Raw genomic sequence first — 16,240 nt, forward strand, 5'->3', positions numbered from 1 at the left:
TTAAAATGGTGTTATTTGTGAAATAATTGTTGAAATTTGTGGTTGCAAAATTTAAATATTATACAAAAACGGGCTTTTTTTAATGAAAGTTGTATCCTCGATCTGAGAAACCAAAAACTCAGACAAATCTGTAGCGCTGATTTTCTCTCCTTTACAATCTTCTAAACTTGTTTCTACAGGGAAACTCTCCGAAGTCGGAATAATTAATGGAAGCCTTACCAACGTCCAATTTACATTAGAACTCACGAGAATTTCGTATTCGTCCTGTTTGTCCTTTGTTGTTTTTGGGTAGTTTTCATACATCCAGTTTGTTGCCATTCTTACATTGTCATTTTTATGATCAAAAGGAGTGTCAACATTCAAACCTGTTATGGCAATATATCTTGTGATTCCATGCAAATTCATCGATTGGATCACATTTTTTGTAGCATCTGTAAATATTGACTTCTCTCCTACCGGCTGTCCTATTTTACTGATCACAGCGCTACAATCTTTGAGAAGACGGTCAACTGCTTCAAAATCTCTGGCATCACCTTTTACAATTTCAATTAAAGGATTTTCTAAGGTGAAATTTTCAGGAGTTCGAAGTAATAATTTGATGGGATATCCCTTTTCCAGAAGATTTTGAACAAGATATTTTCCGGATTTTCCTGTTCCGCCAATTACGGCAATTTTATTTGTTTTCATAATGATCTCTTTATTTGTGGCAATAGCAAATCGTAAAACAATAATTTGCTTTTACCTTTTAGTTTTAATATAATAGATTATTTCGGTTCAGAAAATTTGAACCTTAAGACCTCAAGGCAAAAGAAATTGCACTTGAATAAATGGTAATATTTATAAAGAGATATTAATGGAATAAAATTAGACCTTTTTTTGTGATACACAAAGTTTTATCTTTGATTTATATATAATCTTTTAACTTAACCATGAAATATAAAGCTATCTCCTTTCTTTTATTAAGCTTATTTGTATTGAACTGTTCTACAAAAAAGACCACGCATTCATTCTCGAATTACGAAATAAAGCTGGATACTTTGACGATGTTTGATAAAAATAGAAATCGTAAAATTCCTGTTGCTTTTTATCATCCTGAAAAAGGAATTAAAAATCAACAGGTTGTAATTTTCAGTCATGGTTATGGAGCCAACAAAGGCGGCGACTATTTTGTTTATTCTTATCTGACCGAAAAACTGGCTTATTCCGGATATTTTGTCGTTAGTATTCAGCATGAATTACCAACCGATGAGTTAATTCCGACAGATGGGAAGCCACAAATCGTAAGAATGCCTTTCTGGGAAAGGGGTGCCGGTAATATTTTATTTGTTTTGAATGAATTAAAGAAGTCTAAGCCTGAACTGGATTATCAACATATAACCTTAATTGGCCACTCCAACGGAGGTGATATGACTGCTTTATTCGCCAGTAAACATCCGGATCTGGTTTATAAAATTATTACGATGGACAACAGAAGAATGTATCTTCCCCGAACATCAATTCCACAGATTTATACGTTGCGTTCTAATGATTACCCGGCTGATGAAGGCGTTTTACCCACAAAAGAAGAACAGGTAAAATACCATATTACGGTACAACCTACCAATATCAACCATGGAAAAATGGATAATAAGGGAAGTGATGAAGACAAGCAAACATTATCAGATTTAATTTTAAAGTATCTTAATGAAAACTAACAAACAAGTTATCCACATTTCTTTGTGGATAACTTGTGAATTTTAACATTAAATTTACACTTTGTATTAAAATAATAGCTAAATTTACTATGTAATAAAACTGAAATGAATTCTTTTTTTGCTTTTTTCAGCTTTGGAATTGCAATTAAATTTGAAATAAAAATTTAAGCACAGCATTGTCGGCTGTGCTTTTTTATTGTTGTCTAATTAAAAAAATGAGATGTATTTATCTACTGGATCCGCTTCTAAAGAGCGGATTCTTTCGCCTCCACTCTCTCCTAATTGATTTTTGGTCTTTTAATTAATAACTTTGAGTTACTAACGGTCTCATAGTTCAATGGATAGAATACAAGTTTCCTAAACTTTAGATCTAGGTTCGATTCCTGGTGGGGCTACAAAAAATAGATAAATGCGACATAATCTATTCAGATTTTTTCTTCTTTTTATAGATCGGCTTTTCTTCTGAGATCCAGAGTCCGCCAATGACATTTTTATCATGATACACCCAAGTGCTTATATATTTATGCGTTGGATATTTTTCGTCACTAATATCGTAAACAAATAATTCGACAGGATCATAGTCTTTGCTATAATTTTGAATGTAGACTGAATTTAATCCCAAAATTTTAACATTTTCAGTACCTAAACAAGCTTTTTCTCTACCTTCGTTTACCTCTTTTTCTATTTTCTTAGAAATAATAAAGTCTTTAAACTCTGTGTAATCTTTATTTTTACATTTATCCAAATACTGATTGATAAAATTCTGAGCAACCTGAAGTCTTTCCTGATTTATTTTAGAATCACTAATTTTTGTATAAATTTTTTGTGCAAAACCGAGAGTTGACAGGTTAATTAAAGCCAGTAATACTATTTTTTTCATGCAATTGTTTTTTTAAGAACAACAAAAATAAAATTTTAACTGAATAAAAAGCAAAATGTCAATACAATTTATAGGCACTTGACTTTAAAATCTGGATCTTTTTTAATTAAACGATTGCCTATAAATTAAAGGCATTGTATCCATTTTCTTTTTAAACAATATATTAATGCTATAGAAATAAAAACCGACAGGATATGTCTGTCGGTTAGAAAAAAACAAAAATTGATATGGATATGATTAGATATGTGTTTTACTTTTAATATTTATTGGCCTGAATTTTAATTAAACAAGTGTTAATGGTTTCAAGAGTAACATTGTTGATCATATTACTGTCTACTCATAACTGAAACACTGTCGTACAGTATTTAGCTTTAATAATTAAGCAAAAAGTAATTGCAGAAAGGATAAAATTCTTCTCCATTACTGGTTGTTTTTACTGAGACAAATTTATATTTATTTAGACTTAATAAAAATTATAAAGACAATGATATTTATCAGTTTATCAGTATTTGTTTGAAAATCAAATTACAATCTTGTCAATTGATCTAATTTTTTTAATAAGGTGGGAAATCTGTAAGAACCGTGCATTTGTTCTATTTTTGGAACCATTTCATCCACATCTACTCCTTTTACCGTAAGATATAAAGGAGTTTTGCTTTCTCCTCTGTAAATATTTCTTCTTTGAGAATCCGGTGTTGTGAATTCATTTTTTGCAATCCCGATGACTGGATATTTTTGGTCTAGGGCTTCGTAAAGATAGCCTCCCAACCCTATTTTTCCGTCATTATTAAGTGTTACGTATCCATCAATGATGATCATGTCACCCTGTTTAAGGTCGATTCTTTGTAATAAACTTACAATGCACGGGAGTTCTCTCTTATAGAACGCTCCGCTTTCATAATCGGAAGTGATATTGGTTTTTTCGCTGAAGATTTCAGTTTCTTTTTCGGAGGTCCAGTCTTCAAAAGCAATACAGATCGTATTGGCATAATCATCGTAATAATACGTATCGAAAGCGTAAATCATTTATCTAGGTCGTGAGTTTTAATTGTGAATGATGAATGGTCAATATTGCTTTGCAAGTGAATTTTAAATTTACTTATTGAAAAATTCTCCAAAATGCCATAAAATCCCAGACGGATCGTGTACAAAACATTCTTTTCCCCAATCCATTGTTCTGATGGGTATTAATTTTATACCGTCGTATTTTTCTGTTAGATTTAAAGTTAAAAGGTTTTTCCAGAAATCATTAACGTTCTCGACTTCAATGAAAAGCATTGTATTTTCGATCCAGTCTTTAACATAAGCATTTTGCAGGTAGAATGCGATATCCTGCTTTTTAAACAAAGAAAGATTAGCCTCTAAAATGGTTTCCTCGAAACCCAAATCTTTATAAAAATTCCTGCTGATTTCAAAATTTTCAGCGCCAATAAAAGGTCTTATGGATTTTATATTTTGATTCATGATTCTCTGTTTTTCCAGTTATTGTAGGTCATTTCAAACTTAATTTCTCCTTTTCCGTGAGTTCCGATTTCGTTCCATCCGGATTTTCTGTAAAAATTTTCGGCTCTTGTATTGGGAGAAGTTCCGAGCCAGATGTTATCTTTTGTCTGTTCAAAATACCAATCCAGCATGATATCATGAAGTTTTCTCCCGATTCCCTGGTTTTCAAAATCAGGATGCAGAAACAAAGCCCAGATATTATTTTCTTTCAGATCAACAATGGAAAATCCAATGATCTGATTATCAACTTCACCAATCCAGCCCTTTCCTCTTTCAAATAAAAATTCTTCACAATCTTTATCTGTCACAAGATTGGGATCAGACAACATATTTTCCTTCACAGAATTTCTTACAATCTGGATCTGTGGAATGTCTTCAATTCTGGCTTCACGAATGATCATACTGTTTAGTTAAAGCTTTAATAAAATCCTATAAAGTTTTATATCATATAGGATTGTCTATTATTTTTAATGTGATTTACTGTTTTTTGTCAACTACAATTCTTTCTGCTCTATTAGCAATTTCCCAAGCAGTTGCAAATACTAATTGAGTTCTTTTCTGCAATAGAGAATAATCAATTTTATCTGGCTTATCCGTCGGTTTATGGTAATCTTCGTGAATCCCATCAAAGAAAAATGCTACAGGAACATTGTTTTTAGCAAAATTATAATGGTCTGATCTATAATACAGTCTTTCAGAATCATTTGGATCATCATATCTGTAATTCAGTTCCAAATTGTTTGTCCTCTTATTTGCAGCTTCATTAATGACTTTCAATTCAGAGCTTAACATTTCAGAACCAATCACATACACATATTGTTTTCCTCTGTTCTCCGGATCATCACGACCAATCATATCGATATTTAAATCAACCACCGTATTTGCTAAAGGAAAAACAGGATTATCAGTGTAATATTCAGACCCAAACAAGCCGTGTTCCTCTCCGGTTACATGGAGGAACAGGATTGATCTTTTCGGGCCATTTCCTGCCTTTTTAGCACTCTGAAAAGCTTTGGCGATCTCCATTACACCAACCGTTCCGCTTCCGTCATCATCGGCTCCGTTGTAAACTACTCCATTTTTTGTTCCCACATGATCATAATGTGCGGAAACAACAACAATTTCATTAGGTTTTTCACTTCCTTCGATAAAAGCCAGAATATTTTCAGAATCGGGAAGATTTCCGCCACCTCTCTTCTTCATAAAATCAGCCGGAACTTTCTGATAATAAGAGCCTAACGCTTTCGGGAACGAAACCCCTAAAGTCTTATAATAGTTGATCATATACTCTCCTGCTTTTTTCTGTCCTGGACTTCCCGTATCTCTTCCTCCCATTTCATCAGAAGCAATTACATATAAATTCTTCTTTAGATCATCAGCCGTAATCGTCTTGTAGGCAGCAAGAAAAGCTTTATCTCCTTTGGCAACAGCAGCAACCTGTGTAGTGGATTTTGAAGTGTTATCTGAAACCTTTGAAGTTCCGCAACTTACCAGTACAGCAACAGAAAATATTGGAATAAGTAATTTTTTCATTCTAGAATAATTTGCTTAAAAATAGCAAAATTTATTTAATCTTTGTCGGATTACAATTTTTCTTATATTTGATTTAATTGCAAAATAGATGGAAAAAATTTACGGATTTACTCATTACTCATTTTTCACAGATATGGCTGAACTCGCTTCAAAACATAATAGTTTTGATTTGTCTTTAGGCCTGCCTGATTTTGATATCGATGACCGTTTAAAACAATATTTAAAAGAATCTGCAGACTATAATCATCATAATTATGAGCCACTTGCGGGAAATCCTTTGTTGCTTGAAAATATTATTCAATTTAATTTTAAACGTAAAAACAGTATTCAGCTTAAAAATAATGAAGTAACCATTGTTCCGTGTACAACCTTTGCTTTATATACAGCTCTCAAATCTATTTTAAATCAAGAAGATGAAGTTATTGTAATTCAACCTTCCTATTATACTTATGGCCCTTCAATTGTATTAAATGGCGGAATTCCTGTTTATTATGATCTTGATAATGATTTCACCATAAACTGGGAGAAACTTCAAAACTGTATTTCACAAAAAACAAAGGCAATAATTGTCAATTCTCCACAGAATCCGACCGGAAAAATATGGTCAAAATCTGATTGGAATCAACTTTACGAATTGATAAAAGATCAGGAAATTTATTTAATTTCAGAAGAGATCTACGATATTTATTGCTATGACGGAATTGAACATTACAGCTCGTTTCTTCATCCTGAATTAAAGAAAAGGACTTTCTGTATTTTTTCTTTGGGTAAAATGTTTCATTGTACAGGCTGGAAAGTGAGCTATCTGTTGACACCCGAAGAATTGACTTCAAAATTCAGATGTCACCAGCAATATATTTCTTACAGTGCCAATGCTCCGGCTCAATACGCTTTGGCAAAATATTTAGAGGTTTTTGACCCTTCTGAAACTCAAAAATTAATGCAGAGTAAAAGAGATATTTTTAATGAATTGATTCAAAATACCCCGCTTGAAGTTGAGCAAAAAGCAGAAGGAAGTGTTTTTCAGGTTGTTAATTTCAGGAATATTTCTAAAACGATAAGTGATGTAGAATTTTCAAAATGGCTGACTATTGATAAAAAGGTTTCTTGCCTTCCGCTTTCCGCGTTTTATAATTCAAGACAAAATTCTGATTATGTGAGATTTAGTTTTGCTAAAAAAGATGAAGTGATTATTCGGGCGTTGGAACATTTGAGGAAAAGTTTGTAGTTTTTTTCTCCCACGGATTTCACAGATTTTCACAGATGATTGTGCATAAAAACAAAAGCACCGCAATAATGCAGTGCTTTAATTATTTTATTTAAAAAATTTATTTACAGAGAAAGAACTCTTACATCAATTCTTCTGTTTTTTGCTTTACATTCATCAGTATCATTGGATTCACAAACAGGATATTCAGAACCATAACCTTCCGCTTCTACTCGATCTATGGAAATTCCCAGTTCCAGTAATTTTAATTTTGCAGTTTGCGCTCTTAAATTAGATAATTTCTGATTGCTTTCAGGATTTCCTGTATTATCAGTATATCCTCCTAGCTTTACTTTCAAATCAGGATAAGCATTTAAAATTTCCGCTAAATTATTTAATTGAGTTTCTGAACCAGGCTTTAAATCACTTGAACCACTTTGGAAATATAAATTCTCAATCGTATACCAATTATTCGGATCTAAAATGGCTTTATTTTTCAATTTGACATCATTGTACATTTGATACAATCGGCTTTCCTTACCTATAGAAATAGATTTTCCACCTTTCAGTTTGATCTCTTCAATATTTCCTGTTTCATAAACAAAATCTCCGTTTTCATTCAAATGGCCTTTTACTTCTCTGGTTACCGGAACAGCAATTGCACCTGCATTAATTTCAGAAGCCGAATTATGGTTTGTCATTGCCATCAGACTTTCTATTTTAGCTTTTCTGTTGGCATCAATTTTATCTTTATGTAAAACTGCCAAAGTTGGCGCGATTACCAATGACACAATCGACATTAATTTGATCAGAATGTTCATGGATGGCCCTGAGGTATCCTTGAACGGATCTCCAACCGTATCACCCGTTACTGAAGCTTTATGAGGCTCTGAACCTTTGTAATACGTCTGTCCATTAATATCAACACCTTTTTCGAATGATTTTTTAGCATTATCCCAAGCTCCTCCTGCATTATTCTGGAACATTCCCATTAAAACTCCGCAAACTGTTGCGCCTGCCAAAAATCCTCCTAAAACTTCAGGTCCGAAAATAAATCCGATCAAAAGAGGAGAAATAATTGCGATTGCGCCGGGAAGCATCATTTTTTTAATGGAAGCATCTGTAGAAATGGCGACACATTTTTCATATTCCGGTTCTGCTTTTCCTTCCAAAATCCCCGGAATTTCACGGAACTGTCTTCTCACTTCCTCCACCATAGCCATTGCGGCTTGTCCAACCGCTGTAATTGCTAGTGATGAGAAGATAAAAGGAATCATTCCGCCTACAAATAATCCGGCCAAAACATCGGCTCTGTAAATATCAATACCGTCAATTCCTGCAATTCCGACGAAGGCTGCAAATAATGCTAAAGCCGTTAAAGCTGCAGAAGCAATGGCAAAACCTTTTCCTGAGGCGGCGGTTGTATTTCCTACAGCATCTAAAATATCAGTTCTTTCACGAACTTCTTTGGGTAACTCGCTCATTTCGGCAATTCCTCCCGCATTATCTGCGATCGGGCCAAAAGCATCAATCGCCAGCTGCATAGCTGTTGTTGCCATCATTCCTGCGGCGGCAATGGCAACACCGTATAATCCGGCACATAGATAAGAACCGTAAATTCCGCCTGCCAATACGATGATGGGAAGTAAAGTAGATTCCATACCAACGGCAAGTCCGCCAATGATATTAGTGGCATGCCCTGTAGAAGATTGTCTCACAATACTTGAAACAGGTCTTTTGCCCATTGCGGTATAATATTCTGTGATGATACTCATTAAAGTACCTACAACCAACCCGACCATGATTGCCCCGAAAACACCCATTTTAGTAAATTCGTGACCTCTTAAAACCATTTTATCAGGTAGAATATAAGTAACCAGGAAATAAGAAGCGACTGCCGTGATAACAATACTCCCCCAATTCCCCAGATTTAAAGCATTTTGAACGCTTGAAGTTGATGAACCTTCATTATCATTAATCCTAACGAATAAAGTTCCTATCATTGAAAATATAATTCCTGTTCCGGCAATCAACATTGGTAAAAGAATTGGTGCAAAACCTCCAAATGAATCATCGGAAATTGTTTCTCTTCCCAAAACCATCGTTGCTAAAACTGTTGCAACATAAGATCCAAATAAATCGGCTCCCATTCCGGCAACATCTCCAACGTTATCACCTACGTTATCTGCAATTGTCGCTGGATTTCGAGGATCATCTTCCGGAATTCCGGCTTCAACTTTTCCAACTAAATCGGCTCCAACATCGGCTGCTTTTGTGTAAATACCACCTCCAACTCTTGCAAAAAGAGCGATAGATTCGGCTCCGAGAGAAAATCCGGTAAGAATTTCAATCGTTCTTTCCATTTCATGTGAATCAACTGGGGCATCGGGGGCAAAAATTTGTTTTATAATTAAATATAAAGATCCCAACCCTAATACAGCCAATCCGGCAACTCCCATTCCCATTACAGAACCTCCTGCAAATGAGACTTTAAGCGCTTTAGAAAGTGATGTTCTGGCTGCTTCTGCCGTTCTTACATTGGCTTTTGTAGCGATTTTCATTCCGATAAAGCCTGCCAATGCCGAAAATATGGCACCAACCACAAAAGCGAGTCCGATACTCCAATGGGAATTGGCATTCGTCATTCCCATCACGGCTAATAAAATGGCTACAATAACTACGAAATAGGTTAAAACTTTGTACTCGGCCTTTAGAAAAGCCATCGCCCCGTCAGCAATATGTCCGCTGATAATTTTCATTTTTTCATTTCCGGCATTTTGCTTACTTACCCAGTTACTTTGGAAAAAAGTATAAAGCAAGGCAATCACACCAAAAATTGGTACTAACACAAATAGATCCATAGTTTAATATTTTTTTGGTAATAGAAAATTAAATATAACAAATAATTATCACGAAATTGACAAAAACAATTGTAACTATTTAAAAATAAGTGTTTAAACGCTTAAGCTGTTAAGATATTTTTTCTCCCACAGATTTCACAGATCATAGTGGATATTAGTGAGTAAAATTTATGATGCCTATTTTTTAAGTTGTAGAAAATAATTTAGTGGTAGAAAAAGCCCTTTCAGATTTGAAATTGTGAAAGGATTGATTTTTTTTTTAAAAACGTGTTGAAAGGTACAGCCCGACTTGAGTGGAGCACATTTTGTAGTTTTCGGGAAGGGAAAAGCATTGGCAAAACTACAGAATTGTGGGAACGGAAGGCGGAAATAGCTGCCCAAAAATGTATGATTAATTTTATCGTTTGTGGTCTAAATTTCAATAAAAAAAGGATAAACGAAAACTCATTTATCCTTTGATATTATTCAATTAAGAGAATTTTATCCTCCGAATTTGTCTGCGTAATCTTTTTGAGATGCTTTGATCACTGTTCTAGCATGTTCAGCACCGTAAACCTCCTGAATTCTGCATTTTGCAGGCTCATCCGGTAGGTTTTTGTAGGTTAAGAAATAGTGCATTAATCGTTTCACTTCTGCTTCAGGCAATTCTGTGATGTCTCTGAAATGTCCGAAAGCGTGATCACCGATCATTACTGCAACGATTTTATCATCTGCTTCACCGCCGTCGATCATTTTGAAACCTCCGATTGGAATAGCTTCCATGAATAATCCACCTCCGTGAATATTGTGAGAACTCAAAACACAGATATCCAATGGATCATGATCTCCCATTGTAACGTCTGTAGCTCCTCTTTCAACAGCCAATTTCATTACTTCATTATCACAATATGTTCTAGGAACAAATCCGTACAATGCCGGGATGATATTTGAAAATTTCTGAGGTCTGTCTACCTTTAAATATCCTGTTTCTTTATCTACTTCATATTTAATAGTATCTGAAGGAACGATTTCCACGAATACATTAACAACATTTGGCGCATCTTCTCCTGCAGAAACTCCATGCCATGGATGTGCTTTAAAATTTGGAATCATTATTTATTTTTATTTTTTAGTTAAGCTATTATTAAAATTTCTCTTCTCAGGTCTTCTATTGTTGCCGAAATATAGTCCTCATTTTCCATATAATTCATGATGAAAACGGTTTTAAACTCATCAAGATTAGCATTTCCGCTTAATCCGTCATAGGTTTTGTGAAGTAAATCCAGCACTGCATTCTTGGAATCAACAATATTTTTCCAAGAATTTTTTGTGATGTATAACTGTTGTGAAGAATTATACTCAAATTCTTCATTGATCGTTTTTTCTGTAAGAAAAATGAATTCGTGAGTGGCAAGATCTTTATCAAATCTCTGAATAAGGTTGGAAGGCTTTATTCTTTCCAGGAAAAGTGTCATTCTTTCATAAGACTGGGTCTTATTTTCGGAATTTGATTTTACTGAAAGAAGCTTTATTTCCTGATTTTTAAGATTGATATAATTGTGTACAAACTGCCTCAGCAAAACCAAAAAAGGTATTGCGATGATCAATGCAAATGCATATGGTAGGTATCCTGAAAAACTTGTCATAATTTGAGGAAGCAAAATTACTAATATTTTCTGAATTTATGACTGAAAAACATGTCATTGTGTTTAATAAAATAACATTTGCTATTAAAAGAAAGTTCTATTTACGGATAAGTAGTTTTATAGCTTTTTCAATGATATCTTTTTTCGAATTGCTTATTACGTTATACATTTTTAATTCCGGACGAAAACCTCTGAAAAATTCTTCAATAGCAGGAACTTCACTTCCTTCAAAATCGAATATTTTATGTTTAATATTTTCAGCAATAGTATGATCAATAATTACTGAAGAACCTGAAAGTTTAACATATTCTTTAGCATTAAAAGTGCCTAAAAGAGCCAAAGTTTTTTCATCAGAATAAACAGCAATAACATTAATAATGGTTTTATGGTAAAAAAATGCTGTCAGTTTTAAATGTCCAGCTCTTTCAAAAGCTGAAAAGGTTTGTAAAAACGCTTGCTTATCTTGTTCATCTTTAGCACCTATTGTATTTTGAGAAATAAAATCAATGGCCTCATTCATCATGACTTGTCTAACCTCAGAATTCTGCAAAACTTCTTCATCAAGCCTTAGTTTACGCTTTCTTTTTGGAGAATATTTTTGTCTTACCTCATTATAATCAGCCGGATAAATAAGAAAATTTTTCCTTTCTTTTAATTTCTTTGTAAATTGATTGGTATCATTAAATGCGTAATACCAGATATTATATTTCTTTTCAAAAAAGTCTAAAAACTTATCATTAATATCAATTTGATCTACTTTTGAAAAAATGCCTAATTGCTGGCAAAGTTTGGGGTTAATAATAATTTTAATTCCAAATTTCGTCATATAAGGAATGGGCATTACAGCTTCATAATCGTTATAAACCAATATTTCCCAATTTTCACCAGAAACAATATCTAAGAAATCTTTTGTTGCAGAATATTTTTGTTGTTCAGAATTTTCTAAACATTCAGTATATTTTTTGAAATCAATTTCGTTGTATTTCAATCTTCTAATCATAATAATCCTTCGTCTGAGAAACTAAAATATGAGTTCTGTACAATAATCAAATGGTCCAAAAGCTGAATAGTTAGAGTATTTCCCGCTTCTCTTATTTTTTGAGTGATATCGATATCTTCTTTGCTGGGCTTCAAATTTCCTGATGGATGATTGTGAGCCACAATAACTCCGGTTGCAAAATGATCTAGTGCAGTTTTAAATAAAATCCTGACATCAACAATCGACTGACTAATTCCACCCTGCGTTAATTGTGAAATATGAATAACTCTATTATTTTGATTCAGAAAAATAGCCCAAAACTCTTCTGTCCGTAAATCTGAAAGATGATTTTTAAAAATCTGATACGCTCCGTTACTGTTTGATATCATTGGCTTTTCAGGAATTTCCTGACTCGATCTTCTTCTCCCGATTTCCAATGCTGTTGCGATAGAAATAGCTTTCACCTCGCCCACTCCTTTGAATTTCGTTAGATCTTTCACAGATAATAAACTCAGCTGATGCCAGTTATTATTGACTGAAGCTAAAATTTTTCTTGCCAATTCTACAGCAGTTTCATCCCTGCTTCCGCTTCCCATAATGATCGCAAGCAGTTCAGAATCAGAAAGTGAGCCTTTGCCTTTCAGCAAAAACTTTTCTCTGGGTCTGTCGTCTTCTGCAAGGAATTTTATGGACATATTTTTTAGGTAGCAGGAATTAGGATTTAGGGATTAGCTTAATAAAATGCGAATAAAATGATTGGCTGTTTTGATTGATCGATGTATTTTGCTGTTTCACTGAATGCGTTTTTTGAAAGCATCGGACAACCAAAACTTAAACATGACGGATTTATTGATTCTTTATCCGGAACGCAATAATAAGAATGAAGAACAATTGCTCTAGGTCTTGCATTACTGTTTGTTTCATCAAGTCCGTCTAAGCGATACGCCTTTCCAAATTTCCCGGTATAGCTTTCTCGAATTTCGTATTTTCCCAAAGATGATTGGTGAGAACCGTCAACATTGCTGAACTGCAAATTATTTGAGTCCGAAACTACGGAACCTTCTCCATTCGCAACAACTGCTTTCTGTAAAATTTGATCTTTTTTCAGATCATAAACAAAATATCTATACTTTCCGGAATGAATTTTAAAATTAATGAAAACTGCCAAATCCTGATTATAATTTTTTCCTTTAATATAGTTTTTAATTTCCGAAATTTTTGATTTTGGAATATAATCAATTGCATTACCGGCCTGAGATTCAAATTTAGAACAGGAAATAAAAAAAAGGAATAAAAAAATAATATTTTTAAGCATTTGACGGGAATTTACTCAATGATCATTCCGTCTTTCATGACTAATTTTCTGTCAGTAATTTCCGCAAGATTAGGGTTATGCGTTACTATAACGAATGTCTGATTGTATTTATCTCTTAAATCAAAAAATAATCTGTGCAAATCATCCGCATTTTTTGAATCTAAGTTACCTGTAGGCTCATCCGCAAAAATGATTTTAGGAGAGTTAATCAACGCTCTGGCAACCGCAACCCTTTGCGCTTCTCCACCCGATAATTGGTTGGGTTTATGCTGTAATCTCTGTTCGATCTTTAAATCTTCAAACAAAGCATAAGCCTTTTCCAATGATTCCTTTTCATTGGCTCCGCCGATTTTTGTTGGCAATAATACGTTTTCCAGCGCCGTAAATTCCGGTAATAATTGATGAAACTGAAACACAAAACCAATATTCTGGTTTCTGAATTTAGAAAGTTGCTTGTCATTCATATTAATAAATGACTCTCCTGCTATTGAAATCTCTGTGTCATATTTGTGCGAGTTCGAAGGTAGATCCAATGTTCCCAAGATCTGCAGTAAAGTAGATTTTCCTGCACCTGATTCTCCGACAATAGAAACAACTTCTCCGGTTTTAATATGAATATCAACCCCTTTTAATACTTCTAAATTCCCATAAGATTTATGGATATTTCTTGCTTTAATCATGAGTCAAAAATAGTGATTTGATTTGAAATATGAGAAAAATTTATGGTGAATTGTCAGTGGTCAATGCACTTCGTTGGTCAATTCTTATATCAAATACAAATATATTTGAGATGCTTTGACTTCGCTCAGCATGACATCGCTAAAAATTATCCGCAAAAAGAAGACAGATAGTATTAGAAATGCCATGCTGAGCGAAGTCGAAGCATCTTTTAAGCATAAAAATAAACAAAAAAAACCTCTCGATTCGAGAGGTTTTTGTATTTCAAAACTTAGAAAATTACAGTAACAAAGTTAAAGGGCTTTCTAAATATGTTTTTAAAGTTTGTAAGAACTGAGCACCTGTAGCACCGTCTACCACTCTGTGGTCACAAGCTAATGAAAGCTTCATGATGTTTCCAACTACGATCTGTCCGTCTTTTACGATCGGTTTTTCGATGATTGCTCCTACTGAAAGGATTGCAGAGTTTGGTTGATTGATGATACTTGTAAATGTTTCAATTCCGAACATACCCAAGTTTGAGATTGAGAATGTTGAACCTTCCATTTCGTTTGCTTTAAGACCTTTAGACTTAGCTCTTCCAGCCATATCTTTAACAGCAGCAGAAATTTGAGTATAGTTCATCTGATCTGTATTCTTAAGCACAGGAACTACCAATCCGTCAGGAATCGCAACTGCTACCCCAACGTTGATGTTTCCTCTGTGAATGATCTTGTCACCTGCCCAACTAGAATTAACTTGTGGATGTTTTCTTAAAGCAACAGCAGTCGCTTTAATGATCATATCGTTGAAAGAAATTTTAGTGTCAGGTAAAGAATTGATTTCTTTTCTAGCCTCAATTGCTTTATCCATATTGATCTCAACCATCAAGTAATAGTGAGGAGCAGAGAATTTACTTTCAGCAAGACGTTTCGCGATGATATTTCTTACCTGAGAGTTTGGAGTCTCTGTATCTTCTCCCTGAACAAAACTTAATGCAACCTGAGCTGCCGGACTTGCAGTCGGCTCAGATGCTGCTGGTTTTGCCTGAGACGGCTGATAGTTTTCAATATCTTTTTTAACAATTCTTCCGTTTTCTCCAGAACCCTGAATACCGTGAATGTCAACTCCTTTATCCTGAGCCATTTTTTTAGCCAAAGGAGAAATTGCAACTCTTTCGCTGTTGCTGGTTGCCGGTTGTTGGTTGTCAGTTGTTTGTTTTGGAGCTTCAGCTTTTTGTTCTGCCGGCTTTCCTGAAGACTGAACAGCAGGTTTTGCAGCACCAACACTAGAAACATCAGTTCCTTCAGGGCCGATAATTGCTAAAACCGAATCAACTGGAGCAGCACCGCCTTCTTCAACACCTTGCTTCAATAATACTCCATTGAACTCAGATTCGAAATCCTGAACCGCTTTATCTGTTTCGATTTCAGCAAGAAGATCACCTTCTTTTACTGTATCGCCAACATTTTTGTGCCATTTCGCTACTTTACCTTCTGTCATTGTATCAGAAAGTCTTGGCATTGTAATTACTTCTACTCCTGCAGGAACTTCCGCAGAAGTTTGCTCTACGCTTGTAGAATTATTTTCTGTTTTTGATTCTTCTTCAGATTTTTTCTCTTCAGAACCTCCGGAAGCAGGAGCAGCAGCTCCGCCCGTTAATCCTGAAATATCTTCTCCTGCATTACCAATAATAGCCAAAACAGAATCTACAGCAGCAGCATTTCCTTCTTCCACACCAACGTATAGAAGAGTACCATTTAATTCAGATTCGAAATCCTGAACAGCTTTATCTGTTTCAATTTCAGCTAAAATATCTCCTTCTTTTACTGTATCTCCTACTTTTTTATGCCATTTCGCCACTTTACCTTCCGTCATAGTGTCGGAAAGACGAGGCATTGTAATAACTTCTGCCATAATTTAATTTATTAATTTGTTAATGTGATGAAGTGATGATAATAAAAGTGAAAGTTAAAAAATAACACA

General features: G+C 34.3%; 16 protein-coding genes and 1 tRNA gene. 3 read left to right on the forward strand and 14 right to left on the reverse strand.

Going from position 1 to position 16,240, the window contains the following annotated elements:
- Positions 1-51: 51 nt before the first annotated feature.
- Positions 52-687, reverse strand: coding sequence for an NAD(P)-dependent oxidoreductase (locus BT156_RS01730; protein WP_072406589.1), 636 nt, complete (start codon positions 685-687; stop codon positions 52-54).
- Between the two features lie 242 nt (positions 688-929).
- On the opposite strand from BT156_RS01730, the gene BT156_RS01735 reads away from it, so the two are divergent.
- Together BT156_RS01735 and BT156_RS01740 are read left to right on the forward strand one after the other, a co-directional pair.
- Positions 930-1,694: an alpha/beta fold hydrolase gene (locus BT156_RS01735; protein ID WP_072406592.1), complete on the forward strand. Its 765-nt coding sequence runs from the start codon at positions 930-932 to the stop codon at positions 1,692-1,694.
- Between the two features lie 323 nt (positions 1,695-2,017).
- Positions 2,018-2,089 (forward strand) — tRNA-Arg (locus BT156_RS01740).
- 26 nt (positions 2,090-2,115) lie between these two features.
- On the opposite strand, the gene BT156_RS01745 is transcribed toward BT156_RS01740, so the two are convergent.
- The 5 genes from BT156_RS01745 to BT156_RS01765 form a co-directional block, all read right to left on the reverse strand.
- Positions 2,116-2,574 (reverse strand): hypothetical protein, encoded by a 459-nt coding sequence (locus tag BT156_RS01745; protein WP_072406594.1) that lies wholly within the window; start codon positions 2,572-2,574, stop codon positions 2,116-2,118.
- A 525-nt stretch (positions 2,575-3,099) separates the two neighbouring features.
- Positions 3,100-3,600: an endonuclease V gene (locus tag BT156_RS01750; protein ID WP_072406596.1), complete on the reverse strand. Its 501-nt coding sequence runs from the start codon at positions 3,598-3,600 to the stop codon at positions 3,100-3,102.
- A gap of 69 nt (positions 3,601-3,669) precedes the next feature.
- Positions 3,670-4,038, reverse strand: a complete 369-nt coding sequence (locus BT156_RS01755) for a VOC family protein (protein ID WP_072406598.1) — start codon at positions 4,036-4,038, stop codon at positions 3,670-3,672.
- On the reverse strand, positions 4,035-4,478 hold the full coding sequence (locus tag BT156_RS01760) for a GNAT family N-acetyltransferase (RefSeq protein ID WP_072406600.1): 444 nt from the start codon (positions 4,476-4,478) through the stop codon (positions 4,035-4,037). Before BT156_RS01760 ends, BT156_RS01755 begins: the two co-directional genes overlap by 4 nt.
- 76 nt (positions 4,479-4,554) lie before the next feature.
- Complete coding sequence (locus BT156_RS01765) at positions 4,555-5,610, reverse strand: M28 family metallopeptidase (protein ID WP_072406602.1); 1,056 nt, start codon at positions 5,608-5,610, stop codon at positions 4,555-4,557.
- A gap of 88 nt (positions 5,611-5,698) precedes the next feature.
- Between BT156_RS01765 and BT156_RS01770 the strand changes: the two genes are divergently transcribed.
- Positions 5,699-6,838, forward strand: a complete 1,140-nt coding sequence (locus BT156_RS01770) for an aminotransferase class I/II-fold pyridoxal phosphate-dependent enzyme (protein WP_072406604.1) — start codon at positions 5,699-5,701, stop codon at positions 6,836-6,838.
- 104 nt (positions 6,839-6,942) lie between these two features.
- Here the strand turns inward: BT156_RS01770 and BT156_RS01775 are convergent, their stop codons facing one another.
- From BT156_RS01775 to BT156_RS01815, 8 genes are all read right to left on the reverse strand, one after another.
- Complete coding sequence (locus BT156_RS01775) at positions 6,943-9,678, reverse strand: sodium-translocating pyrophosphatase (protein WP_072406605.1); 2,736 nt, start codon at positions 9,676-9,678, stop codon at positions 6,943-6,945.
- Positions 9,679-10,158: 480 nt separating this feature from the next.
- Positions 10,159-10,770, reverse strand: a complete 612-nt coding sequence (locus tag BT156_RS01785) for an inorganic pyrophosphatase (RefSeq protein WP_072406609.1) — start codon at positions 10,768-10,770, stop codon at positions 10,159-10,161.
- 20 nt (positions 10,771-10,790) lie between these two features.
- Positions 10,791-11,303: a DUF7935 family protein gene (locus tag BT156_RS01790; RefSeq protein ID WP_072406611.1), complete on the reverse strand. Its 513-nt coding sequence runs from the start codon at positions 11,301-11,303 to the stop codon at positions 10,791-10,793.
- Positions 11,304-11,400: 97 nt separating this feature from the next.
- Positions 11,401-12,303, reverse strand: a complete 903-nt coding sequence (locus BT156_RS01795; RefSeq protein WP_083582265.1) for a hypothetical protein — start codon at positions 12,301-12,303, stop codon at positions 11,401-11,403.
- Positions 12,300-12,977, reverse strand: a complete 678-nt coding sequence (radC, locus tag BT156_RS01800) for a RadC family protein (RefSeq protein WP_072406614.1) — start codon at positions 12,975-12,977, stop codon at positions 12,300-12,302. Before radC ends, BT156_RS01795 begins: the two co-directional genes overlap by 4 nt.
- Positions 12,978-13,015: 38 nt before the next feature.
- Positions 13,016-13,597 (reverse strand): murein L,D-transpeptidase catalytic domain-containing protein, encoded by a 582-nt coding sequence (locus tag BT156_RS01805; protein ID WP_072406616.1) that lies wholly within the window; start codon positions 13,595-13,597, stop codon positions 13,016-13,018.
- Positions 13,598-13,608: 11 nt separating this feature from the next.
- On the reverse strand, positions 13,609-14,277 hold the full coding sequence (locus BT156_RS01810; protein WP_072406618.1) for an ABC transporter ATP-binding protein: 669 nt from the start codon (positions 14,275-14,277) through the stop codon (positions 13,609-13,611).
- A 277-nt stretch (positions 14,278-14,554) separates the two neighbouring features.
- Positions 14,555-16,171, reverse strand: coding sequence for a 2-oxo acid dehydrogenase subunit E2 (locus tag BT156_RS01815; RefSeq protein ID WP_072406621.1), 1,617 nt, complete (start codon positions 16,169-16,171; stop codon positions 14,555-14,557).
- Positions 16,172-16,240 lie beyond the last annotated feature (69 nt).

The organism is Chryseobacterium limigenitum, assembly GCF_900114875.1.
In the GTDB taxonomy this organism is placed as follows: Bacteria; Bacteroidota; Bacteroidia; order Flavobacteriales; family Weeksellaceae; genus Chryseobacterium; species Chryseobacterium limigenitum.

Coding starts and splice junctions, on each gene's coding strand:
- BT156_RS01755 (WP_072406598.1), bottom strand. CDS start 4,038: ATGAATCAAAATATAAAATCCATAAGACCTTTTATTGGCGCTGAAAAT.
- BT156_RS01775 (WP_072406605.1), bottom strand. CDS start 9,678: ATGGATCTATTTGTGTTAGTACCAATTTTTGGTGTGATTGCCTTGCTT.
- BT156_RS01750 (WP_072406596.1), bottom strand. CDS start 3,600: ATGATTTACGCTTTCGATACGTATTATTACGATGATTATGCCAATACG.
- BT156_RS01810 (WP_072406618.1), bottom strand. CDS start 14,277: ATGATTAAAGCAAGAAATATCCATAAATCTTATGGGAATTTAGAAGTA.
- BT156_RS01760 (WP_072406600.1), bottom strand. CDS start 4,478: ATGATCATTCGTGAAGCCAGAATTGAAGACATTCCACAGATCCAGATT.
- BT156_RS01735 (WP_072406592.1), top strand. CDS start 930: ATGAAATATAAAGCTATCTCCTTTCTTTTATTAAGCTTATTTGTATTG.
- BT156_RS01795 (WP_083582265.1), bottom strand. CDS start 12,303: ATGATTAGAAGATTGAAATACAACGAAATTGATTTCAAAAAATATACT.
- radC (WP_072406614.1), bottom strand. CDS start 12,977: ATGTCCATAAAATTCCTTGCAGAAGACGACAGACCCAGAGAAAAGTTT.
- BT156_RS01815 (WP_072406621.1), bottom strand. CDS start 16,171: ATGGCAGAAGTTATTACAATGCCTCGTCTTTCCGACACTATGACGGAA.
- BT156_RS01805 (WP_072406616.1), bottom strand. CDS start 13,597: ATGCTTAAAAATATTATTTTTTTATTCCTTTTTTTTATTTCCTGTTCT.
- BT156_RS01730 (WP_072406589.1), bottom strand. CDS start 687: ATGAAAACAAATAAAATTGCCGTAATTGGCGGAACAGGAAAATCCGGA.
- BT156_RS01745 (WP_072406594.1), bottom strand. CDS start 2,574: ATGAAAAAAATAGTATTACTGGCTTTAATTAACCTGTCAACTCTCGGT.
- BT156_RS01785 (WP_072406609.1), bottom strand. CDS start 10,770: ATGATTCCAAATTTTAAAGCACATCCATGGCATGGAGTTTCTGCAGGA.
- BT156_RS01790 (WP_072406611.1), bottom strand. CDS start 11,303: ATGACAAGTTTTTCAGGATACCTACCATATGCATTTGCATTGATCATC.
- BT156_RS01770 (WP_072406604.1), top strand. CDS start 5,699: ATGGAAAAAATTTACGGATTTACTCATTACTCATTTTTCACAGATATG.
- BT156_RS01765 (WP_072406602.1), bottom strand. CDS start 5,610: ATGAAAAAATTACTTATTCCAATATTTTCTGTTGCTGTACTGGTAAGT.